The 23,010-nt window shown below is 68.6% G+C and carries 21 protein-coding genes; 18 read left to right on the forward strand and 3 right to left on the reverse strand.

Annotated features, from left to right (window positions below; genetic code table 11):
• The first annotated feature begins 48 nt into the window (after positions 1–48).
• Entirely contained in the window at positions 49–1,350 is a 1,302-nt protein-coding gene (gene gltA, locus EX20_RS24460; RefSeq protein ID WP_011881720.1) for a citrate synthase, read from the forward strand.
• A gap of 90 nt (positions 1,351–1,440) precedes the next feature.
• On the opposite strand, the gene EX20_RS24465 is transcribed toward gltA, so the two are convergent.
• Positions 1,441–2,442: a helix-turn-helix domain-containing protein gene (locus tag EX20_RS24465; protein ID WP_034195061.1), complete on the reverse strand. Its 1,002-nt coding sequence runs from the start codon at positions 2,440–2,442 to the stop codon at positions 1,441–1,443.
• 71 nt (positions 2,443–2,513) lie between these two features.
• Here EX20_RS24465 and EX20_RS24470 point away from each other — a divergent pair, with 71 nt between their 5' ends.
• The 3 genes from EX20_RS24470 (at position 2,514) to iaaH (ending at position 5,967) form a co-directional block, all read left to right on the forward strand.
• Positions 2,514–2,903 carry a VOC family protein gene (locus tag EX20_RS24470; protein ID WP_034195013.1) on the forward strand — a complete coding sequence of 130 codons (390 nt, stop codon included), beginning with the start codon at positions 2,514–2,516 and terminating at the stop codon, positions 2,901–2,903.
• A 104-nt stretch (positions 2,904–3,007) separates the two neighbouring features.
• Positions 3,008–4,258: a DUF1479 domain-containing protein gene (locus EX20_RS24475; RefSeq protein ID WP_034195014.1), complete on the forward strand. Its 1,251-nt coding sequence runs from the start codon at positions 3,008–3,010 to the stop codon at positions 4,256–4,258.
• 287 nt (positions 4,259–4,545) lie between these two features.
• Positions 4,546–5,967, forward strand: a complete 1,422-nt coding sequence (gene iaaH / locus EX20_RS24480) for an indoleacetamide hydrolase (protein ID WP_072465297.1) — start codon at positions 4,546–4,548, stop codon at positions 5,965–5,967.
• Positions 5,968–5,988: 21 nt separating this feature from the next.
• On the opposite strand, the gene EX20_RS24485 is transcribed toward iaaH, so the two are convergent.
• Positions 5,989–6,894 carry a LysR family transcriptional regulator gene (locus EX20_RS24485; protein WP_011881725.1) on the reverse strand — a complete coding sequence of 302 codons (906 nt, stop codon included), beginning with the start codon at positions 6,892–6,894 and terminating at the stop codon, positions 5,989–5,991.
• Between the two features lie 138 nt (positions 6,895–7,032).
• Between EX20_RS24485 and EX20_RS24490 the strand changes: the two genes are divergently transcribed.
• The 5 genes from EX20_RS24490 (at position 7,033) to EX20_RS24510 (ending at position 12,523) form a co-directional block, all read left to right on the forward strand.
• Positions 7,033–8,415 carry an MFS transporter gene (locus tag EX20_RS24490; RefSeq protein WP_034195016.1) on the forward strand — a complete coding sequence of 461 codons (1,383 nt, stop codon included), beginning with the start codon at positions 7,033–7,035 and terminating at the stop codon, positions 8,413–8,415.
• Between the two features lie 8 nt (positions 8,416–8,423).
• Positions 8,424–8,822, forward strand: coding sequence for a hypothetical protein (locus EX20_RS24495; protein ID WP_011881727.1), 399 nt, complete (start codon positions 8,424–8,426; stop codon positions 8,820–8,822).
• A 157-nt stretch (positions 8,823–8,979) separates the two neighbouring features.
• A complete protein-coding gene (locus EX20_RS24500) occupies positions 8,980–10,320 on the forward strand; it encodes an aromatic ring-hydroxylating dioxygenase subunit alpha (protein WP_034195062.1) in 1,341 nt (446 codons plus the stop codon).
• Positions 10,304–10,786, forward strand: a complete 483-nt coding sequence (locus tag EX20_RS24505) for an aromatic-ring-hydroxylating dioxygenase subunit beta (protein ID WP_011881729.1) — start codon at positions 10,304–10,306, stop codon at positions 10,784–10,786. Before EX20_RS24500 ends, EX20_RS24505 begins: the two co-directional genes overlap by 17 nt.
• A gap of 39 nt (positions 10,787–10,825) precedes the next feature.
• The gene (locus EX20_RS24510; protein ID WP_011881730.1) at positions 10,826–12,523 is read left to right on the forward strand and encodes a flavin monoamine oxidase family protein; all 1,698 of its coding nucleotides are present in this window, start codon (positions 10,826–10,828) and stop codon (positions 12,521–12,523) included.
• A gap of 14 nt (positions 12,524–12,537) precedes the next feature.
• Here EX20_RS24510 and EX20_RS24515 read toward each other — a convergent pair whose 3' ends face one another.
• Positions 12,538–13,263 (reverse strand): glutathione S-transferase, encoded by a 726-nt coding sequence (locus tag EX20_RS24515; protein ID WP_034195017.1) that lies wholly within the window; start codon positions 13,261–13,263, stop codon positions 12,538–12,540.
• A gap of 735 nt (positions 13,264–13,998) precedes the next feature.
• Here EX20_RS24515 and leuC point away from each other — a divergent pair.
• The 9 genes from leuC (at position 13,999) to EX20_RS24565 (ending at position 23,004) form a co-directional block, all read left to right on the forward strand.
• The gene (leuC, locus tag EX20_RS24520) at positions 13,999–15,408 is read left to right on the forward strand and encodes a 3-isopropylmalate dehydratase large subunit (protein WP_014725194.1); all 1,410 of its coding nucleotides are present in this window, start codon (positions 13,999–14,001) and stop codon (positions 15,406–15,408) included.
• A gap of 3 nt (positions 15,409–15,411) precedes the next feature.
• Positions 15,412–15,558, forward strand: a complete 147-nt coding sequence (locus EX20_RS24525) for an entericidin A/B family lipoprotein (protein ID WP_011881754.1) — start codon at positions 15,412–15,414, stop codon at positions 15,556–15,558.
• Positions 15,559–15,625: 67 nt separating this feature from the next.
• On the forward strand, positions 15,626–16,276 hold the full coding sequence (leuD, locus tag EX20_RS24530; RefSeq protein WP_034195018.1) for a 3-isopropylmalate dehydratase small subunit: 651 nt from the start codon (positions 15,626–15,628) through the stop codon (positions 16,274–16,276).
• Between the two features lie 73 nt (positions 16,277–16,349).
• The gene (leuB, locus tag EX20_RS24535; RefSeq protein WP_014725192.1) at positions 16,350–17,417 is read left to right on the forward strand and encodes a 3-isopropylmalate dehydrogenase; all 1,068 of its coding nucleotides are present in this window, start codon (positions 16,350–16,352) and stop codon (positions 17,415–17,417) included.
• Positions 17,418–17,547: 130 nt separating this feature from the next.
• Positions 17,548–17,667, forward strand: coding sequence for a hypothetical protein (locus EX20_RS33040; protein WP_014725191.1), 120 nt, complete (start codon positions 17,548–17,550; stop codon positions 17,665–17,667).
• An 82-nt stretch (positions 17,668–17,749) separates the two neighbouring features.
• Entirely contained in the window at positions 17,750–18,871 is a 1,122-nt protein-coding gene (asd, locus tag EX20_RS24545) for an aspartate-semialdehyde dehydrogenase (RefSeq protein WP_034195019.1), read from the forward strand.
• A 478-nt stretch (positions 18,872–19,349) separates the two neighbouring features.
• The gene (locus EX20_RS24555) at positions 19,350–21,497 is read left to right on the forward strand and encodes a FimV/HubP family polar landmark protein (RefSeq protein ID WP_034195021.1); all 2,148 of its coding nucleotides are present in this window, start codon (positions 19,350–19,352) and stop codon (positions 21,495–21,497) included.
• Positions 21,497–22,309, forward strand: a complete 813-nt coding sequence (truA, locus tag EX20_RS24560; protein ID WP_034195022.1) for a tRNA pseudouridine(38-40) synthase TruA — start codon at positions 21,497–21,499, stop codon at positions 22,307–22,309. The genes EX20_RS24555 and truA overlap by 1 nt, the downstream gene beginning before the upstream one ends.
• The gene (locus EX20_RS24565; protein WP_034195023.1) at positions 22,306–23,004 is read left to right on the forward strand and encodes a phosphoribosylanthranilate isomerase; all 699 of its coding nucleotides are present in this window, start codon (positions 22,306–22,308) and stop codon (positions 23,002–23,004) included. Before truA ends, EX20_RS24565 begins: the two co-directional genes overlap by 4 nt.
• Positions 23,005–23,010: the final 6 nt, after the last annotated feature.

The following is a 23,010-nucleotide window of genomic DNA, read 5'->3' on the forward strand; positions in this document are numbered from 1 at the left end:
TACGCCCGTTATCGAATCCCGTTTCTTTATTTCGATTGAGGATGTGCCATGACTCCGTCTGATGTTAAAGCCACGCTATCGTTCAGCGACAACTCGCCGAGCGTCGAAATGCCGATTTACAAGGGGACGATGGGCCCGGACGTAATCGACATCCGCAAGCTGTACGGCCAAACCGGCAAGTTCACTTACGACCCGGGCTTCATGTCGACGGCTTCGTGCAACTCGGCGATCACGTACATCGACGGCGACAAGGGCGAACTGCTGTACCGCGGCTACCCGATCGACAACCTCGCGCAGAACGCGGACTTCCTCGAGTCCTGCTACCTGCTGCTGAAGGGCGAACTGCCGAACGCGGCACAGAAGAAGGAATTCGTCGACACCGTCACGAAGCACACGATGGTGCACGAGCAGATGCACTTCTTCTTCCGCGGCTTCCGCCGCGACGCGCACCCGATGGCGATCCTGGTCGCCGCAGTCGGCGCGCTGTCGGCGTTCTACCACGACTCGCTCGACATCAACGACCCGCGTCACCGCGAAGTGTCGGCGATCCGCATGATCGCCAAGCTGCCGACGCTCGTCGCGATGGCATACAAGTACAGCATCGGCCAGCCGTTCGTGTATCCGAAGAACTCGCTGTCGTACAGCGCGAACTTCATGCACATGATGTTCTCGAACCCGTGCGAAGAGTACAAGGTCAACGACGTGCTCGTCCGCGCGCTCGACCGTATCCTGATCCTGCACGCCGACCACGAGCAGAACGCATCGACGTCGACGGTCCGCCTGGCCGGCTCGTCGGGCGCGAACCCGTTCGCGTGTATCGCGGCCGGTATCGCGTGTCTGTGGGGCCCGGCGCACGGCGGTGCGAACGAAGCCGCGCTGAACATGCTCGAGCAGATCGGCTCGCCGGACAACATCCCCGAATTCATCAAGCAGGTGAAGGACAAGAATTCGGGCGTGAAGCTGATGGGCTTCGGTCACCGCGTGTACAAGAACTACGACCCGCGTGCGAAGCTGATGCGCGAAACGTGCTACGAAGTGCTGAACGAACTGGGCCTGCACGACGACCCGCTGTTCAAGCTTGCGATGCAGCTCGAGAAGATCGCGCTGGAAGACGAGTACTTCGTGTCGCGCAAGCTGTACCCGAACGTCGATTTCTACTCGGGTATCGTGCAGCGCGCGCTGGGCATCCCGACGTCGATGTTCACGTGTATCTTCGCGATGGCACGTACGGTCGGCTGGATCGCACAGTGGAACGAAATGATTGCGGATCCGGAGCAAAAGATCGGCCGTCCGCGTCAGCTGTTCATCGGCGACACGCCGCGCGAAGCGAAGCCGCTCAACGCACGTTAAGTCGTGCGCGGCGCGAACGGCTGCAACGCCGTTCGCGTCCGGCAAACGCAACGCCCCGACACCCCGGTGGGTCATCCCGCCGGGGTGTTTTCATTTGTGCGGGCGGCGCGGGCCGGTGCTGCGTTCCAGCGACGGTGGGCGTGTGTCGAGCGATGGGGCGTCGGCAGCCGAGGCATCGGCGCCCGGCACGTCGACGCCCGACGCATGGCCATGCTGCGCGAACAGGCGCCGGTATGCGCGCGGCGTCATGCCGCGTGCGGCGAGGAACTGACGGTTGAAGTTCGCGACGTTCGGAATGCCGCAGCGCGCGGCGACCGTCGCGACCGGCCAGTCGCTGCCGGCCAGATGGCGACACGCGTGCGCGAGCCGCAACCGCTGCAGGTAGCGGCCGACGCTTTCGCCGAGATGGCGCGCGAACAGTCGTTGCAGCGAGCGTTCGGACAGATGCGCGATGGCCGCGAGCGCGTCGATGCGCAGCGGCTCGTGGAACCGGCGGTCGATCGCATCGAGCACGCGCTCGACGCGTTCGGCTTCCGGAGCGGATGCGTCGACGGACGACGCGATCCGCTCGGACCGGCTATACGCGTGCGCGCCGGCCAGCGGCTCGCCGCCGGCTTCGGCGAGTTCCGCGAGCGTGTCGAGTACGGCGGCGAGCCGCACGCGCGGCGACGCATCGAGCAAGCGCGGCAGCCGGGCGCGCATCGCGCGCGCCGTATCGGCATCGAACGCGAGGCCCGACGCTGCGCGCCGCAGCAGCGAGCGCAGCGGCGTGTATTCGGCGCAGCAGTCGGCGACGCGGTGGGCCCAGTCTCCGTCGAACCACACGACGAGCGCGACTTCGGGCGCGGCGCGATCGATGCGCGCATTCGACGACCACGTGTGCGGCAGGTTCGGCGGGACGAGCACCAGGTCGTCGTCCGCATAGCGGGCGACGTGATCGCCGATGAAGCGCCGGCCGCGGCTGTTCAGCGTGAGCGTCAGTTCGTACTCAGGATGCCGATGCCATTCGAACGGAATGCGTGCGAGCTGGCGGTGATATACGCGGATCGAGCAGCCGGGAGCGTACGTCACGTGTTCGTATTGCGGCTTCATCGCGGCCTCCGGGCGACGGCGGCATCGCACCGTGGCATGATCGTGGTCGATCGTCACGACGGAGCGAAGCCATGTTTTCACATGTTTGCGTGGGCGTCAGCGATACCGCACGCGCGTACGATTTTTACGCGCCGCTGTTCGCGGAACTCGGGTTGCGCCTGAAGTTCCGCGAGCCGGACGGCTGGTCGGGCTGGATGCCGGCCGACACCGACCGGCCGCTGTTCTTCTTCGGGCGGCCGCTCGACGGCCGCCGGCCCGAGCCGGGCAACGGCCATACGATCGCGTTCGATGCGCATTCGCGCGCGCAGGTCGACCGCTGCCACGCGCTCGCGCTGCAGCACGGCGGCACCTGCGAGGGGCCGCCCGGCCTGCGGCCCCACTATCACCGCGACTACTACGGCGCGTACTTCCGCGATCCGGACGGCAACAAGCTGTGCGTCGTCTGTCATCGTCCGGGCTAGGTTGTCCGGATTGTATCGATTGTCGGCCGGATAGTATCGATCGCGGCGACGTGTCGGCCGTACGCTGAGCGCTCATCACGACATGGTTCAGCGAGGAGACGACGATGCCCCTGACGATAGACGATCTGCCGGCCGCGATCCGCGCGGCGAAACGGGCGCTGCGTGCGGACCTGCCCGGTTATGCGACGACGTTCCGCGAGCTGGAAGGGGACATCGCGCGGCAGGTCGACGCGATCCGCCGCACGCACGCGCACGGCCGCGATGCGATTCCGGTGCTGCGGTTCGCGGAGATCGCGAACGGCGCGGTCGAGCCGCGCACGATCGACGCGATCCGTGCGCACGGCGCGGCGGTGATCCGCGGCGTGTTCGATGCGCGGCAGGCGCGCGACTGGAACGACGAGATCGGTGCGTATCTCGAGGCGAACCGCTTCGCCGAGCGGCTGCACGCGCGCGCCGACGATCGCTACTTCGGCAATCTCGCGTCCGGCAAGCCGCAGATCTACGGCGTCTACTGGTCGAAGCCGCAGGTGGCCGCGCGCCAGTCGCCGGCGCTGACGCAGGCGCGCGTGTTCCTGAACCGGCTGTGGCGTCATGCCGATGGCGCACGCCCGCATTTCGATCCCGACTCGGTTCCCGCGTACGCGGATCGCATCCGCCGCCGGCCGCCGGGTTCGACGACGCTCGGGCTGTCGCCGCACGTCGACGGCGGGTCGGTCGAACGCTGGCTCGGGCCGAATTTCCGGCACGTGTATCGGCACGTGCTGGCCGGCCGCTGGCGCGATTACGACCCGTTCGACGCGGCATTCCGGCCCGACGTCGAGGAGATTGCGTCGCCGGCCGTGTGTTCGATGTTCCGTACGTTCCAGGGCTGGACCGCGCTGACGCCGCAAGGCCCCGGCGACGGCACGCTGCAGCTGATCCCGGTGGTGAACGCGATGGCGTACGTCGTGCTGCGCGCGCTGCAGGACGATGTCGCCGACGACGACCTGTGCGGCGCGCGGCCCGGCCGCGCGCTGTCGATCCTGCCCGAGTGGCACGCGCTGCTGCTCGATGCGCTGGTGCCGATTCCGCAGATGGAGCCGGGCGACGCGGTGTTCTGGCACGGCGACGTCGTGCATGCGGTCGAAGACGTGCATCGCGGCAGCGGCGACAGCAACGTGATGTACATCGCGGCCGCGCCCGGCTGCCCGAAGAACGATGCGTACCTGCAACGGCAGCGGCAGGCGTTCGTGCGCGGCGAGAGCCCGCCGGATTTTCCGGCCGATCACTTCGAGGTCGATTTCGACGGGCGCGCATGCGAGCGCGATCTGACGGGGCTGGGCCGCGAGCAGATGGGGTTCGAGCCGTGCGCTTGATGGACCGACGGCGCGCGCGCCGTCGGTCCATCGGCGGCATCGGCGGCATCAGTATCCACGGCATCCGAAGTATCCGCCGCATCCGTACCATGCCGCTTGCGATTCGATTCGGCCTGCAATTCGCCGCGCGCCCGGCCGCCTACGCCCCGACCGTTCCCAACCGCCTGCATGATGCCCCACGTGCGCCTGCCCGCGCGCCGGGCTACCATCGCGCTGCGCGCGGCATGCCGGACAGGGCCTTCGGTACGCCGCCCGTTTCCCGATCGATTCCGCGTCCAGCACACAACATGACAACACAGCCGAACCGCGTTTCTTCCTCACCATTCGTTTCCGCCGCGAGCGTGCGTGGGCTTGCCGATGCGGTGTGCCACGGCGCGTGCCGTGCCGTCGACGTGGCCGATGATGCACTCGCGCGCCTCGCCGCCATTGCGCCGCTCAATGCGATGGTGCACGTCGATGCCGAACTCGCACGCCGCACGGCCGAGCGCATCGATGCGCGTATCGCACAAGGCGACGCGCTGCCGCTCGCCGGCGTGCCGTTCGTCATCAAGGACAACCTCGACACCGCCGACATGCCGACGCTCGGCGCGAGCCCGGCAGTGAACGGCTATCGCGCGACGCACGATGCGCTGACCGTCCGGCGCCTGCTCGACGCCGGCGCGGTGCCGCTCGGCAAGGCCAACATGCACGAGCTCGCGTTCGGCATCACGAGCGGCAACCGGCAGTTCGGTGCGGTCGGCAACCCGCACGAGCCGCGCCGTATCGCGGGCGGCTCGAGCGGCGGTACGGCCGCGGCCGTCGCGGCCGGCATTCCGTTCGGCCTCGGCACCGACACCGGCGGTTCGGTGCGCATTCCCGCCGCATTTTGCGGCGTGTACGGCTTGCGGCCGTCCGCGCAGCGCTATTCGTCGCACGGCGTGCTGTCGCTGTCGCACACGCGCGATACGGTCGGGCCGATCGCCCGGCACATCGACGATCTGCTCCTGCTCGATGCGGTGCTGACGCGTGACGACGGCATTGCCGCCGCACCCGGCTGGTCGCAGCTGCGCATCGGCGTGCCGGCCGCGCCGTATTTCGACGAGTTGGATCCCGGCGTCGCGGCCTGCATCGAACGCGCGCTCGCGTCCTGCGCGGCGGCCGGCGCGACGCTCGTGCCGTTGCCCGCGCGGCAGCTGCACGACGCGAGCGAAGCGTGCGGCTTTCCGATTGCGGCATTCGAGGCCAGCCTGTACTGGCGCCGCTTCGCGACGCAACGGCTGGGCATCCCGTTCGACACGTTCGTCGAACGGATCGCGAGCGACGACGTCCGCGCGATCTTCCGTTCGTTCGTATCCGCGCCGATCGATGCACAGTCCTACGCCGATGCGCTCGACTGGCGTCGGCGCATCGTGCGCTGGTACGACGACGCATTCGGTACGCCGGTCGACTGCATCGCGATGCCGACGGTGCCGGGCGAGGCGCCGTTGCTCGACGCCACCGCCGCGATGACGGCCGCGCAGGACGCGGCGCTGTTCGCGCGCGTCGCGCGTCAGACCTCGCCCGCGTCGCTCGCCGGTGTACCGTCGGTGTCGCTGCCGGCCGGCCGCTCCGCGCAAACGGGGCTGCCGGTCGGGCTCATGCTCGAAGGCCCGTGGGGCGGCGACCGCCGCCTGCTGGCGATCGCGGCACGCGTCGACGCACGGCTGCGGGACGATGCGGCACGCGCGTGAGCCTGCGCATGCGGCGCCGGCTCAGGCCAGATACGCTTTCATGAAGTCGACCCACGCGCGCACCTTCTGCGGCACGTGTGCGGTCGACGGGTACAGCGCATAGACGGCCTGCGGCGGAAACCGGTAGCCGGGCAGCGCATCGACCAGCGCGCCGCTCGCAAGGTCGTCGCGCACGAGCCACTCGGGCAGCAGCGCGACGCCGCTGCCTTGCCGCGCGAGCACGCGCAGCACCGAAGCGTTGTCGACCACCACGCGCGGCTTCGCGCCGGGACGAAACGCATGCGGGTTGCCGTCGCGATCGGTGAGCGTCCACGTGGCGATCCGCTCGAGCCGCGTATGGCCGAGTTGCGGCAGCCGGGCAAGCAGCTCCGGCGAGCCGATCTGCGACAGGCCGGCCTCGGCGAGCAGCGAAGGCGCGATCACCGGCCGCACCTCGTAGGTCGCGAGGCACGCGCCGCGGTAGGGCAGATCCTGGAACTGCTCGAGGCGGCCGAGCCGAATCGCGACGTCGACACGCTCGCGCACCAGGTCGACCTGAGTCGCATGGGTCTCGAGCCGCACGCGTAGCGCCGGGTGGCGCTGCATGAACGCGTGCAGCGCCGGCGCGACGACCATCGTTCCGTACTCGACCGTGGACGTCACGCGCAGCACGCCGTGCATCCCGCCATGCTCGCTGCGCGCGTCGTCGATCGCGCTTTCGGCTTCCTCCAGCACGCGCACGCAGCGCGCGTAGAAGCGCTCGCCCGCGTCGGTCAGCTCGACGCGCCGCGTGGTGCGCGTGAGCAGCGTGACGCCGAGCTCGGCCTCCAGCTGCTTGATGTTGAAACTGACGGCGGCGCGCGCCTGATTCAGCTGGGCGGCGGCGGCCGTAAACGACCCCGTTTCCACGACGGCGCGGAAGACGGCGAAACGATCGAGACTCACCATAGCGTGTCGGATGCTGGGCGGAAAACCGACATGGTGCCTCGATTGTCAAAATTTTTCGACCAGTGTGGCCGCCCGGACGGTCTTATCGACGGCCGCGCCGAACCTTACACTGCGGCGTTCCGTACGTTTTCCGCCGTCATGACCGATCGCTCGAAAATCGCTGCCGTCTACCTGCTCGGGTTCGCGATCGACCTGGCGAACATGTTCGTCATCAACGCGGCCTATCCGACGATCCAGCGCGAGCTGCACGCGTCGGTCGCGCAGCTCGCGTGGATCGGCAACACGTACGTCCTCGGGCTCACGGTGGTGATTCCGCTCGGCACCTGGCTCGCGCGGCGCTTCGGCGAGCGCCGGCTGCTGATCGCATCGCTGCTGCTGTTCGCGTTGGGCAGCCTCGGCGTCGGCCTGTCGGCGTCGATCGGCGCCTTGCTGGCATGGCGGCTGGTGCAGGGCCTCGGCGGCGGCTTGCTGATCCCCGTCGGCCAGACGATGGCGTATCGCGCGTATCCGCCCGAGGCGCGCGCGCATCTGACGTCGATCGTGATGATGGTCGCGCTGCTCGTGCCCGCGTTGTCGCCAGCGCTCGGCGGCGTGGTCGTGGACCGCGCATCGTGGCGCGCGATCTTCTTCGGGATGCTGCCGCTCGCTGCGCTCACGAGCGTGCTCGCGTTCGCATGGCTGCCGGCCGACGCGCCGGACGGCAACCCGCCGGCGCTGGACTTTCGCGGCCTCGGGTTGAGTGCCACGGCGCTCGTCGCGCTGCTGCTCGGGCTCACGTTCGCGGGCCAGCCGGGTGCGGGCGGCGACGCGCTCGTGCCGCTCGCGATCGCGAGCGCGGCCGGCGCCGCGTATGTCTTGCATGCGCGCCGCGCCGCGGCGCCGTTGCTCGATCTGCGCCTGGTCGCGCAGCCGCTGCTGCGCATCGGGCTGATCGTCTATCTGTGCGTGCCCGGCGTGTTCACGGGCGTGAACCTCGTCGCCGCGCTGTATCTGCAGAACGCGCTCGGGCTCAGTGCGACCCATACGGGCGCGCTGATGGTGCCGTGGGCGATCGCGTCGTTCGCCGCGATCGCGACCACGCGCCGCTGCTTTCCGAAGTGGGGGCCGAAACCGCTGTTCGTCTGCGGGATCGCGATCGATGCGATCGGCATCGTGCTGCTCGCGACGCCGCTCGCCGCGCTCGAGGCCGGGCGCGTGCTCGCGTTCGTCGCGATGGGGCTGGGCGCCAGCATGTGCACGAGCACGTCGCAAAGCGCGGCGTTCGTCGACGTGCCGGCCGCGCGGATGGGCGACGCGAGCGCGCTGTGGAACATCAATCGGCAACTGAGTTTCTGTCTCGGCGTCGCGGTGCTGGGCAGCGCGCTGAACCTGCTGCTGTCGCTGCAGGGCGGCGCCGCGCAGCTGCCTTACCAGCAATGCTTCGGGCTGGCCGCGCTGGCGACGCTGCTGCCGCTGCCGTTCGTCGCACGCCTCGCCACGCATCGTGCGCCTGCCGCGCGCGCGGCTTCCCAACGTTCGTGAGTTCCAGCATGAATCCGTCAAACCCGTATTTCCAGGAAGTGATCGATGCGCACGTCGACATCGAGCAATGGCTGTCCGGCCGCGCCACGCGCGACGCGCTCGCGCCGCTGCTCGCGCGCTTCTCGCGCGCGTTCTCGATGATCTCGCTGCAGGGCCATGCGCTCGACTACGCCGATATCGACATCCTGTTTTCGCGCGGCTACGGCGCGCGGCCCGGCCTGCGCATCGCGATCGACGAGCTGCACGAAGTGAGCGCATGGCAGCGCGGCGCGGCGATCGCGTATCGCGAGACGCAGACCGACGAAGCCGGCCGGCGTACCGTGCGCCGCTCGACCGTCGTGTTCGAACGCGATGCGGACGGCCGCATCGGCTGGCTGCGGCTGCACGAAACACCGGTGACGGGCTGACCGTTACCCGCAACGACGCGTGCCGCGCGGTGCGGCGGCACGCGCATGCGCTTCCGGGCGCCATATCAAGCAGAACCTGAGAGATGACAACAAAAGCAATCGACACCGCGCGCCGCGCCGGCGCGCGGCGTTCGCGCGTGCGCAGCCGGAGGCACGCATGACGGCGCAACCGTTCATCGACGAGCCGGCGTCGCTCGTGCGCGACACCGAGGTGCACAAGGACCTCTATCTGTCGCCGCGCATCTTCGAGCTGGAGATGCGCGAGCTGTTCCGCAACACGTGGGTCTACGTCGGCCACACGAGCCAGATTCCGCGGACGGGCGACTACGTGACGACGACGATCGGCGCGGAGCCGGTCGTGATGGTGCGCCACGACGACGGGTCGGTGCGGGTGCTCCACAATCGCTGCTCGCACAAGGGCACGCAGCTGGTGACGGACGCGTGCGGCAACACGGGCGCGTTCTTCCGCTGCCCGTATCACGCGTGGTCGTATCGGACCGACGGCAGCCTCTACGCGATCCCGCTGCGGCGCGGCTACGAGAACACGGGCTTCGCATCGTGCGAGGCGAGCAAGGGGATGCAGGCGGTCGGCGCGGTGCATGACCATCGCGGCTTCGTGTTCTGCCGGCTGAACCCGTCCGGCGTCGATTTTCACGCGTATTTCGGCGACGCGCTGTCGTCGCTCGACAATCTGGTCGACCGTTCGCCGGAAGGGCGCGTCGAAGTCGCCGGCGGCGTGTTCCGCTACGTGCACGGCTGCAACTGGAAAATGCTGGTCGAGAACCAGACCGACACCTGTCATCCGATGGTCGCGCACGAATCGTCGGCCGGCACGGCCGTGCGCGTGTGGGAGCGCGACGGCGCGCAGCACGCGAAGCCGATGGCGGTCGAACTGCTCGAGCCGTTCATCCAGCCGCACGCGTTCTTCGAGCAGATGGGGCTGCGCGTGTGGCCCAACGGGCACGGGCATACCGGCACCGCCGATTCGATCCATGCGCGCTATACGCCGATTCCCGGCTATCACGAGAAGATGGTCGCCGCCTATGGCGAAGCGCGCGCCGCGCGCATTCTCGGCGAGGTGCGTCACAACACCGTGCTGTTCCCGAATGCGATGGTGAAGGGGCCGATCCAGATCCTGCGCGTGTTCAAGCCGCTCGCCGTCGATCGCACGCTGGTCGAGTCGTGGTCGTTCCGGCTGGTCGGCGCACCGGACTCGCTGTTCGAGCGCACGCTCGCGTACAACCGCCTGATCAATGCGCCGACGTCGATCGTCGCGCACGACGATCTCGAGATGTACGAGCGCGCGCAGCGTGGGCTCGCGACGCAGTCGCGCGACTGGGTGCACGTCGGTCGTCTGTTCGATCCGCATGAGTTCGCGCAGCCGACGTTCGTGACGAACGGCACCAGCGAGCAGCAGATCCGCAACCAGTTCCGCGCATGGCTGCGCTACATCGCGCCCGCGTCGACGCAGGAGGCCGCCGATGCGCGTATTCAGTGACGATGAGCTCGTCGCGTTCGTCTATCGCGAGGCGCGCCTGCTCGACGAGCGGCGCTACGACGAATGGCTCTCGATGTACGCGGACGATGCGCGCTACTGGATGCCGCTGTCGCCGGATCAGCCCGACACCGAGCTGCACGGCGCGCTGATGGACGAGGACCTGCTGCTGCTGCGCATCCGCATCGAGCGGCTCGGCGGGCGCCGCACGTTCTCGCAGCAGCCGGCGAGCCGCGGTCATCATCTGCTGCAGCGGCCGCAGGTCGATCGCGCTGAGCCCGATCACGGCGCGTACCTGCTGCGCACGCCGTTTCACTACGTCGAAACACGGCGCGACGAGCAGACCTTGTTCGCCGGCTGGTACACGCACGCGCTGGCGGTGCGCGACGACGCGTTGCGCATCCACGTGAAGCGCGTCGATCTCGTCAATGCCGACGCGCCGCTCGGCAGCATCCAGCTGCCGATGTGACCGCGTGCGCCGCGCACGCTCCTTACCGACCCCGATCCCATGAACGCTCCTGAATTCCTGTCGCGCACGCTGCCGTACATCGACACGCTGTACGACTACGGCGCCTTCCTGGCCCGCACCGGCGGACACCTCGGCACGCTGCCGGCGGATGGCGCGCGCGACGCGCGGATCGCGATCGTCGGCGCTGGCGTGGGCGGCCTCGTCGCCGCGTGCGAGCTGCTGCGCGCGGGTGCGCGGCAGCTCGTCGTGTTCGAGGCGAACCCGGCGCGCGTGGGCGGCCGGCTGCTGTCGCAGTCGATCAATCCCGACCATCCGCACCTGCTCGCCGAAATGGGCGCGATGCGTTTCCCGCCATCGCAGGCCGCGCTGTACCACTATCTCGAGCGGTTCGGCATCGACAGCTCGTCGACGTTTCCCGATCCGGGTGTCGTCGATACCGAGATCCATTACCAGGGGCATGCGTATCGCTGGCCCGCGGGCGAGCGCCCGCCTGCGCTGTTCGACCGCGTCGACCGCGGCTGGCGCGCGTTCATACGCGACGGCGTGCGGCTCGACGACGGCACGCAGCTGCCCGCGCCGGCCGAGCTGACGGCGCTGCTGCGCGCGCATTGCTACGACGACGCGCGTCGCGGCTGGCAGCAGTACATCGACCGGTTCGGCGACGAGTCGTTCTACTCGGCGATCGTCAAGATCTTCACGGGCGCGACGCCGCCCGGCGGCGTGCGCTGGCGCAGGAGCGAGGACCTGCGGCTGTTCGGCACGCTCGGGATCGGCTCGGGCGGTTTTCAGCCGGTCTATCGCGCGTCGTTCCTCGAAATCTTGCGGATCGTCGTCAACGAACTCGAAGTCGACCAGCGGCTGATTCCGGCCGGCATCTTCGCGCTCGCGCAGCGGTTGCTCGACGACGGCGGGCAAGCCGCGCGCGTACGCGACCGGGTGGTGCACGCGGCCGTGCGGCGCGTCGAGAAGCAGCCGGACGGCACCTTCGCGCTGACGCTCGACGATGGGACGACGCAGGTGTTCGACCGCGTGATCGTCGCGACGACGACGCGGGCGATGCAGGTCGGCATGGGCATCACCGGCATCGCGAACCTGTTCGCGCCCGAGGTCGTGCGCGCGATCAACGATACGCACATGGTCAGTTCGTCGAAGCTGTTCGTGCTGACCCGCGACAAGTTCTGGCTCAAGCACGGGCTGCCGCACAACATCCAGACCGACACGCTGGCGCGCGGCATCTACTGCCTCGACTACGCGCCCGACGATTGCGACGCGCACGGCGTCGTGCTGATCAGCTACACGTGGGAAGACGATTCGCACAAGATCCTGTCGCTCACGGACAAGGTCGAACGGTTCCAGCGCCTCGTGGCCGAGATCGGTGTCGTGTCGCCGGCGTTCGCCGCACACCTGCGTCCGCTCGACGACGATTACGCGCGCAACGTGACGAGCCACGACTGGCTGTCGGACCGCTATGCGCTCGGCGCGTTCAAGCTGAACTATCCGGGCGAGGACATCCATTCGCAGGCGCTGTTCTACCAGTTCCAGACGGCCGCCGAGCCGTCGACGGACCGCGGCATTTACTTGGCCGGCTGCTGCTGCTCGTTTACGGGCGGCTGGATCGAGGGCGCGGTGCAGACGGCGATCAACGCGGCGAGCGCGGTGATCCACAGCCTCGGCGGCGTGCTGGCCGACGGCAATCCGCTGGACGCGATGCGCAACCGCTATCGCTACGGCGACTGACGCGGCATGCGCCGCTAGCTGTCGAGCTCGGCGTAGTGCCGGAAGATCCCCATCTCGTTGAACGCGATGCGGCGCTCCGATGCCAGATAGCGCGCGACGCCCGGATGCTCGGCGACGCGGTCGTGCAGCGCGACGAGGCCGCCGACTTTGCGCGCTGCATGCTTCATCGCGTTCGGGAACGCGTAGCGCAGGCCTTCGATCAGCTGGAACATCGACAGATCCGCGTAGCTCAATGCGTCGCCCGCGATGTAGCCGCTGTCGTGTGGATTCTGCGCGAGGACGCGGTCGAAGTAGCCGAGGAATTTAGGTAGCCGGTGGGCGATGAAATCGGCCGCGCGCTCGGCGGCCTCCGCCTTTTGATCTTCGTAGTACAGGCCGCTGCCGATCGGGTGATGCGTGTCGTGGATTTCGGTGACGAAATCGGCGACCGTCAACTGCAACTGGTGAACCCACAGCCGGCCGGCTTCGTCGTCGGGCGCGAGCCCGAGCCGCGGGCCGAGGAACAGCAGGATGTTCGCGGTCTGCCCGACGACTACGTCGCCGGCTTTCAGGAACGGCGGCGCGAACGGCACGCATTCGGCCTTCGTGCTGTCCATCATCCGCGTCATCGCGGACACGCCCATGCCGCGGCCCGTTTCGCGCGCGACGTCGACGTAGTCGGCGTCGGCCGCTTCGAGCGCGAGCCGCACGTATTCGCCGCGGCCCTGGATTTCGGGCCAGTAATAGAGTTCGTATCGCATCCGGTGCTCCTGTCGGGCGATGCGCCGCGTGACGTGCGCATCGCGATGGCGGGAAGGGCGGCCGTGCGCCGCTCGTCGGGAATAGACAGTGTAGGAGATTGGGAGGAATGCGGCGTGAGGCGCGGGTGGTAGGGGGTGGGTATGTCGCGTGTGTCGCCGTCCGGGCCGTCGATTGACGCCCACGTCGAGCGATCGTTGGAGAAGCCGATGAAACGGTGCGGCGCGAACGCGCGGACGAATAGCACGTCGCTGGCGTGCCACTGCACATTCTCGCCGGTCGCACAATGAAGCGCGACGCGTACGCCGTGATCGCGTAGATCTCGTCGCACGTAAGCGGCGTTTGGCGGTCGTCGCCGCGCGCGGTACAGCTCGATATCGAGCGTGCCGTGGCGTAACAGCGTCGTGAATGGCGCGCCTTCGGTGTCGAGGCGGGGCGAGCGAGGTGCGGATGCCGAGCTTCATCGCGGCGGGCTCCCGGTTCGGCGAGACGGGACGTGCCGAACTGCGTGAATCGGTCGTATGCGCGAATCGCGCGCAGGCAGACCGGGGCGTTCCGGTGCGTCGCGATCCGGGCGTGGGCGGGTTTGGCTGGTAATCCCGATACAGGTATTGCCACTACCAGCCAAACCACTGTTTTTAATGGGTTTTTCGCACCCGCACTGCGCGGCGGCGCGTTGCGCGTGGCATAATCGACCGCACCCGCAAGGCTTGTAGTCATCACGACCCCGCATACCCATGGCACAGACTCTCTACGACAAACTGTGGAATACCCACGTCGTCCACACCGAAGACGACGGCACGGCATTGCTCTACATCGACCGCCAACTGCTGCACGAAGTCACGAGCCCGCAGGCGTTCGAAGGGCTGAACGTCGCGCACCGCCCGGTGTGGCGCATCAGCGCGAACCTGGCCGTGTCGGACCACAACGTCCCGACCACCGATCGCAGCCACGGCATCGCCGATCCGGTCTCGAAGCTGCAGGTCGACACGCTCGACGCGAACTGCGACGCCTTCGGCATCACGCAGTTCAAGATGAACGACCTGCGTCAGGGCATCGTGCACATCATCGGGCCGGAGCAGGGCGCGACGCTGCCGGGCATGACGATCGTCTGCGGCGATTCGCATACGTCGACGCACGGCGCGTTCGGCGCGCTCGCGCACGGCATCGGCACGTCGGAAGTCGAACACGTACTCGCGACGCAGACGCTGCTGCAGAAAAAGAGCAAGAACATGCTCGTGAAGGTCGAAGGCACGCTGCCGCGCGGCTGTACCGCGAAGGACATCGTGCTCGCGATCATCGGCAAGATCGGCACCGCGGGCGGCACCGGCTACGCGATCGAATTCGGCGGCTCGACGATCCGCGCGCTGACGATGGAAGGCCGGATGACCGTGTGCAACATGGCGATCGAAGCCGGCGCCCGCGCCGGCATGGTTGCCGTCGACGACACGACGATCGACTACCTGAAAGGCCGTCCGTTCGTGCCGACCGGCGCGGAATGGGATCAGGCGGTCGAATACTGGCGCGAATTCAAGTCCGACGAAGGCGCGCAGTTCGACCGCGTGGTCGAGCTGAACGCAGCCGAGATCGTCCCGCAGGTCACGTGGGGCACGTCGCCGGAAATGGTCACGTCGATCGACGCGCGCGTACCCGATCCCGAGCGCGAGAAGGATCCGGTCAAGCGCGACGCGATGGAGCGCGCGCTCGCCTACATGGCGCTCGAGCCGAACACGCCGATGGAGTCGATCAACGTCGACAAGATCTTCATCGGTTCGTGCACGAACGCGCGCATCGAGGACATCCGCGCGGCCGCGTACGTCGTGAAGAAGCTGAACCGCCGCATCGCACCGAACGTGCGCCTCGCGATGGTCGTGCCGGGCTCGGGCCTCGTGAAGGCGCAGGCCGAGCGCGAAGGGCTCGACAAGGTGTTCACCGACGCGGGCTTCGAATGGCGCGAGCCCGGCTGCTCGATGTGCCTCGCGATGAACGCCGACCGGCTCGAGCCGGGCGAGCGCTGCGCGTCGACGTCGAACCGCAACTTCGAAGGCCGGCAGGGCGCGGGCGGCCGCACGCACCTCGTGAGCCCCGCGATGGCGGCGGCTGCGGCGATCGAAGGCCATTTCGTCGACATTCGCAAGCTGGGGTAACGCGTGAAGGCATCGCAACGTATCGTGCGCGTGCTTGCCGCGCTGGCGCTCGTCGGGCTCGGCTTCGGCCTGACGGGCTGCAACACCGTCCGAGGCTTCGGCCAGGACGTCAACGCCGCCGGCAACGCGCTGCAGCGCGCGGCGGACTGACGCCCGCCGAAATATTGTCGATGTGCGCCGGCCAGGCATGCCGGCCCTTCAACCGGATAGACGGATCATGGAAAAATTCAATGTGCATACCGGCGTCGTGGCGCCGCTCGATCGCGAGAACGTCGACACCGACGCGATCATCCCGAAGCAGTTCCTGAAGTCGATCAAGCGCACGGGCTTCGGCCCGAACGCGTTCGACGAATGGCGTTACCTCGACCACGGCGAGCCCGGCCAGGACAACTCGAAGCGCCCGCTGAACCCCGACTTCGTGCTGAACCAGCCGCGCTACCAGGGCGCGTCGGTGCTGCTGGCCCGCAAGAACTTCGGCTGCGGCAGCTCGCGCGAGCACGCGCCGTGGGCGCTCCAGCAGTACGGCTTCCGCGCGCTCATCGCGCCGAGCTTCGCCGACATCTTCTTCAACAACTGCTACAAGAACGGGCTGCTGCCGATCGTGCTGACCGAGCAGCAGGTCGATCACCTGTTCAACGACACGTATGCGTTCAACGGCTATCAGCTGACGATCGACCTCGAGGCGCAGGTCGTGCGCACGGGCGACGGCCGCGAGTATCCGTTCGAGATCGCCGCGTTCCGCAAGTACTGTCTGCTGAACGGCTATGACGACATCGGCCTGACGCTGCGTCACGCGGACAAGATCCGCCAGTTCGAAGCCGAGCGGCTCGCGAAGCAGCCGTGGCTCAACAACAAGCTGGTCGGCTGATTTCGGCCGCGGGCGGGCGCGCGTGACGCGCTCGCCGACCTGCCACCCACATTACCCAGTCCAGGAATAACGCATGAAGATTGCAGTGCTGCCCGGCGACGGCATCGGTCCGGAAATCGTCAACGAAGCGGTCAAGGTGCTGAACGCCCTCGACGAGAAGTTCGAGCTCGAGCACGCGCCGGTGGGCGGCGCCGGCTACGAGGCGAGCGGTCATCCGCTGCCCGACGCGACGCTGAAGCTGGCGAAGGACGCCGACGCGATCCTGTTCGGCGCGGTCGGCGACTGGAAGTACGACTCGCTCGAGCGCGCGCTGCGCCCCGAGCAGGCGATCCTCGGGCTGCGCAAGCACCTCGAGCTGTTCGCGAACTTCCGCCCGGCGATCTGCTATCCGCAGCTCGTCGATGCGTCGCCGCTGAAGCCGGAGCTGGTCGCGGGCCTCGACATCCTGATCGTGCGCGAGCTGAACGGCGACATCTACTTCGGCCAGCCGCGCGGCGTGCGCGCCGCACCGGACGGCCCGTTCGCCGGCGCGCGCGAAGGTTTCGACACGATGCGCTACTCGGAGCCGGAAGTGCGCCGCATTGCACACGTCGCGTTCCAGGCCGCGCAAAAGCGCGCGAAGAAGCTGCTGTCGGTCGACAAGTCGAACGTGCTCGAAACGTCGCAGTTCTGGCGCGACGTCATGATCGACGTGTCGAAGGAATACGCGGACGTCGAGTTGTCGCACATGTACGTCGACAACGCGGCGATGCAGCTCGCGAAGGCGCCGAAGCAGTTCGACGTGATCGTGACGGGCAACATGTTCGGCGACATCCTGTCGGATGAAGCGTCGATGCTGACGGGCTCGATCGGCATGCTGCCGTCGGCCTCGCTCGACAAGAACAACAAGGGCCTGTACGAGCCGTCGCACGGCTCGGCGCCGGACATCGCCGGCAAGGGCATCGCGAACCCGCTGGCGACGATCCTGTCGGCCGCGATGTTGCTGCGCTATTCGCTGAATCGCGCGGAGCAGGCCGACCGGATCGAGCGCGCGGTGAAAACGGTGCTCGAACAAGGTTATCGCACCGGCGACATCGCGACGCCGGGCTGCCAGCAGGTCGGCACCTCGGCGATGGGCGATGCGGTGGTGGCGGCGCTGTAAGCCGCGTTGCACGCATATGGCCGGCCGGTACGGCGGCCGGGATGAAAAACACGTGAATCGGCCGCGAAATCGGCCGGTCCACGCACGGTTGGCCGTTGTGCGGGCAACCGGCTTTGTGTAGACTCGAACGATGGCGCTGATTTCCCTGATCTCCCCGGTCTTGAAATCCCACGGCAACATTGCCCGTGCGGATGCGCGCGCCATCGTCATCACGAAAACCATTACCACGAAAACGATCATTAAACGCTGATCGTCCGTCGTGCCCGCCTGTTTCCCCGCGCGGTCACGCCGGGGGCGGAAATGGCGGGGAAGCTCCATTCAAAGGGTTAGTCATGAACGTAGGTCTCGTAGGTTGGCGCGGCATGGTCGGCAGCGTGCTGATGCAACGCATGCAGGAAGAAGGCGATTTCGACCTGATCGAACCGGTGTTTTTCAGCACCAGCAACACGGGCGGCAAAGCGCCGTCGTTCGCGAAAAACGAGACCACGCTCAAGGACGCGACCAACGTCGAGGAACTGAAGAAGTGCGACGTGATCATCACGTGCCAGGGCGGTGACTACACGAACGAAGTGTTCCCGAAGCTGCGCGCGGCCGGCTGGAACGGCTACTGGATCGACGCGGCGTCGTCGCTGCGGATGAACGACGATGCGGTCATCATCCTCGATCCGGTGAACCTCGACGTGATCAAGGACGCGCTCGTCAAGGGCACGAAGAACTTCGTTGGCGGCAACTGCACGGTCAGCCTGATGCTGATGGCGCTCGGCGGCCTGTTCCGCGAGAACCTCGTCGACTGGATGACGGCCATGACGTACCAGGCCGCGTCGGGCGCGGGCGCGCAGAACATGCGCGAACTGCTGTCGCAGATGGGCGCGCTGCACGGCTCGGTCGAGCAGCAACTGGCCGATCCGGCTTCGGCGATCCTCGACATCGACCGCCGCGTGCTCGCGACGATGAACAGCGACGCCATGCCGACGAGCCAGTTCGGCGTGCCGCTCGCCGGCTCGCTGATTCCGTGGATCGACAAGGATCTCGGCAACGGGATGTCGAAGGAAGAGTGGAAGGGCGGCGCGGAAACCAACAAGATCCTCGGCAAGCCGGCGATGGGCCAGCCGGGCTCGATCCCGGTCGACGGGCTGTGCGTGCGTATCGGCGCGATGCGCTGCCACTCGCAGGCGCTGACGATCAAGCTGAAGAAGGACGTGCCGCTCGACGAGATCAACGGCATCCTCGCGTCGGCGAACGACTGGGTGAAGGTCGTCCCGAACGAGCGTGAAGCGTCGATGCGCGATCTGTCGCCGGCGAAGATCACCGGGACGCTGACGGTGCCGGTCGGCCGCCTGCGCAAGCTGGCGATGGGCGGCGAGTACCTGTCGGCATTCACGGTCGGCGACCAGCTGCTGTGGGGCGCGGCCGAGCCGCTGCGCCGCATGCTGCGCATCCTGCTCGACAAGTAAGCATCGGGCCGCGCACGCGCGCCGCCGGCGCGCGAAGCGAGACGCCTGCCAGCCTGTTCGCGGGCGGCAGGCGTTTTTGTTGATTTCCGGCACTGGATGCGCCCATGAGCAGGCCGGGGCTGCGCCGCCGATACCGCGGCTTCGCGGCCGGCGTGGACGTGGGCGTGGATGTCGATGGCGGCCGCGTTCGTTCCCGCCAGAACGCCGCCGGCGACATTCAGGCCGACGAATGGCACGTGCTCGATCATGCGCGCCGCGCGCGATCCCGAGATCCATTGCCGAATCGGTCGATCGGCCGTATCGGCCGGCGACGAATTCGGCCGGAATCGGATCGCGTGAAGTAAACTATGCGGTTACGACGCGCAGAGCCGCCGAAAGCGTCGCGTTCCGCGCGACGCTTTTGCATTTCTGCGGCGAGTTTATAGACGCTTCCCTACGCGAATCCGAGCCGCGCCCGCGCGCGGCGATAGAGCCCACGATGTCCCGAAATTCCCTGTTTCCGCGTCAGTCCCGCCTGTCGCGCGCCGTGTGCGGCGCACTGGCGGTCCTGGCGCTCGGCGCGGCCGCTTCGGCCGGTGCGGCCAGCCCCGGCGAACAGCCGGCGTCGGCCGCCGGCGGCGCCGTTCCGCTCACCGTGACGGTCCAGCCGGGCCAGTCGCTGAACGATCTGGCGAAGGCCGCCACGCAGTCGCATGACCCGGGCGTGCTCGCGCGTGCCGGTCGCGCGCTGTTCGACGCGAATCCACAGGCGTTCATGAAGCGCGACCCGAGTCGGCTGAAAGTCGGCGCGACGCTGACCGTGCCGGCGCTGGACGCCACCGGCGCCGCGCTCGTGCCGGCCGGTGCCGGCGCGGCATCGGGCGCATCGGCCGGGTCCGCGGCAGGTGGGGGCTCCGCCACGGTGGCGAGTGCGCAGCACGGCGCGTCGGCTGCCCATCCCGGCTCGGCCGCCGTGGTCGCGCCGACGGCATCGGCCGCGTCGAGCGCCCCGATCGCACCCGCAGCGCCGGCCGCTCCCACGAGCAGCGCGAACGCCACGGCCGCCAACGGTGCATCGACTTCGGCCGGCGCATCGGCGACGCATGGTGCATCGTCGGCCGCAACCGCTCAACCGGCTGCGCCGGTCGGGGGGGCCAGCGGGCCGCACGTCTGGAACGGCGCGATTCAGTCCGCACCGTCGTCGGCGAGCGAGGCTGCGGCGCAGCCCGCCGCGGGTGGTGCGGCTCAGCACGCACAGCAGCCGCCCGCAGCGGCGCCTGCTGCGAGTGCGTCGCAGCCGCGGCCGTCGAGCCTTCAGCAACTGCTCGCGCTGAAGAACCGCGTGCTGATGGAGTTGCAGAAGCACGGCATCGGCAAGCCGGCGCCATCCGGCAACGTCGCGCCCGCGCCGGCCGCTGTGCGTCCGGTTCAGGGCGATGTCGCGGCATCCGGTGCTGCGTCGTCGGCGGTCGCGGGCGACGCGGCGTCCGGTGCGGCGTCCGGTGCCGCCGCCAGCGCAGTGGCGCCGGCGTCGGCCCCCGTGCCGCCGGTCGTGACGAGCGTTGCGCCGCCGTCGTCGCCTCGCGCGACCGGTCAGATGGACTGGCGTCCGGCCGCAGCAGCCGGCGCGGCCGTTGTCGTCCTCATTGCGGGGTTTGCATGGCGCAAGCGCAGGAAAGCGCGCGCCGCGGACGCCGCTGCGGCGTCGTCCGCCGACGTGCCGCCGGCGCAATCCCGTGATACGGCACCCGTCGACACCGACCTTGACGCATCGCCGCGTGCCGTCGAGCCCGTGCCGCCGACGCTGCCCGCCACACCGTTTTCCCGCGATGCGGCGACCGACGTGAGCCTCGTGACGGCCGCCGCGGTCGCGGCAGAGACGGCCGACGTGCGGGAGGCCGATGTCGCGCCGCCGCCGGAAGAGGCGTCGACGCACGACGATCACGCCGAAGCCGAAGCCGAAGCCAACCACGAACCCGCGCCCCCGCCCGCCCCCGCCGCGCCCCCCCCCCCGGCGGGCCCGGGTCCCGCCCCCGCCGCTGCAGACGCGCCGGCTGAAACGGCGCCCGCGGCTCCTACACCGACCGACACGCAGCACGAGGCGCTGATGCAGAACGCGATCAACGCGTTGAATAGCCTCGACATGCCGTTGCCGCCGCGCATCGCCGAAGAGCACGCCGTGCCGCAAGCGCCGGAAGCCCAAACCGAAAGCGAGCAATCAGCAACTAACGGTCAAGCCGCGCCACGCCCGCCGCTGGGCGCGACCGAAGCGTCGGATGAACGATCCGTCGAGCACGACGACGAGTTCGATTGGGACCCGGATGCGACCACGCCTGCCGAGCAGGCGGGAGGCGCGTCCACGGTGCCCACGCCGTCATCGCTGCCGCCGCTCGGCGCCCGGTTCGGTGCATTGAAGCTCGATTTCGATCTCGATCTGCCGTCCGCCCCCGATGCCGAGCTGCCCGCACTGACGCCGGAGGAGCTTGCGCGCATTGCCCGCAACAAGCTGGATCTGGCGTTGGAATACGTGGAGCTTGGCGACCTGTCGGGCGCGCGCACGCTGCTGCAGGAGGTGGTCGACGCAAACGACGCCGCCACGCGCGACGATGCGCGCGCACTGCTCGCGAAACTGGCGGCCGACGCGTGATGCGGATCGCGCTCGGGGTTCAGTACGACGGCGCCGCGTTCTGCGGCTGGCAGGCGCAGCCGCACGGCAAGACCGTGCAGGATGCGCTCGAGCGCGCGCTCGGCGAATTCGCGTGCGTGCCATTGCACACGACGGTCGCGGGACGGACCGACACGGGCGTGCACGGGCTCGGTCAGGTCGTCCACTTCGACACGGCGCTCGACCGCGCGGAATTCTCGTGGGTGCGCGGCACCAACGCGTTCCTGCCGCCGACCGTGTCCGTGCAGTGGGCGAAGGCGATGCCCGACACGTTCCATGCGCGCTTCTCGGCGTTCGAGCGCACCTACTACTACGCGCTGTACGTGCATCCGGTGCGCTCGCCGATGCTGGCCGGCCGGGCCGGCTGGATCCACACGCCGCTCGACGACGACGCGATGCGCGCCGCCGCCGCGCACCTGATCGGCGAGCACGACTTCTCGTCGTTCCGTTCGTCGGAATGCCAGTCGAAGACGCCGGTCAAACACCTGTATCAGATCGACGTGCGACGTGCGGGGCACTTCATCCATTTCCGCTTCCGCGCGAACGCGTTCCTGCACCACATGGTGCGCAACCTGATGGGCTGCCTCGTCGCGGTCGGGCGCGGCCGCTACCCGGCCGACTGGCTCGCCGACGTGCTCGCGGGCCGCGATCGCAATCTCGCCGCGCCGACGTTCATGGCGGACGGGCTGTACCTCGCCCACGTCGGCTATCCGGCGGAATTCGCCGTCCCGCCCGCGCAGCTCGGCAGCGTGCCGTGGAGCAGCGTCTGGGCCGATCTGGACCCCCAACCATGACGGAGCTGGCCGTGTTTCCTTCGACTTCCGCGTCCGGCGTCGCGCCGCGCACGCGCATCAAGCTTTGCGGGCTGTCGCGCGTCGACGACGTGCTGCACGCCGCCGCGCTCGGCGCCGACGCGATCGGCCTCGTGTTCTACCCGAGCAGCCCGCGCGCGGTGTCGATCGCGCAGGCGGCCGAGCTGGCGCGCGCCGCGCCGCCGTTCGTATCGGTGGTGGGGCTGTTCGTCAACGCGACCGAGGCCGAAATCGATGCGGTGGTGCGCGACGTGCCGCTGACGATGCTGCAGTTCCACGGCGACGAGACGCCGCAGCAGTGCGAGGCCCTCGGCCGCGCGGCGCGGCTGCCGTGGTTGCGCGCGGTGCGCGTCGGCCCCTCGACGCAGCCGGCCGATTTGGTAGAATCGGATCTTCATTATTCGAAAGCGCGCGGCCTCCTGTTCGACACCCTGGTGCCGGACTACGGCGGTAGCGGCAAGGTCTTCGATTGGTCACTTATTCCCGCAGAGCTCGCGCATCGGGCCGTTTTGAGTGGTGGCTTGAACGCGCAAAACGTCGGTGATGCGATCCGCCGGTTGCGTCCGTTTGCTGTCGATGTCTCGAGCGGCATCGAAGTGGCGGGCGCAAAGGGCGTGAAGGATCACGCCCGGATGGCGGCGTTCGTACGCGCGGTGCGCGACGCGGACGCCGGGTGATGCAAG

Origin of the sequence: Burkholderia sp. WP42 (genome assembly GCF_000745665.1) — a bacterium.
Lineage (GTDB): Bacteria > Pseudomonadota > Gammaproteobacteria > Burkholderiales > Burkholderiaceae > Burkholderia > Burkholderia vietnamiensis.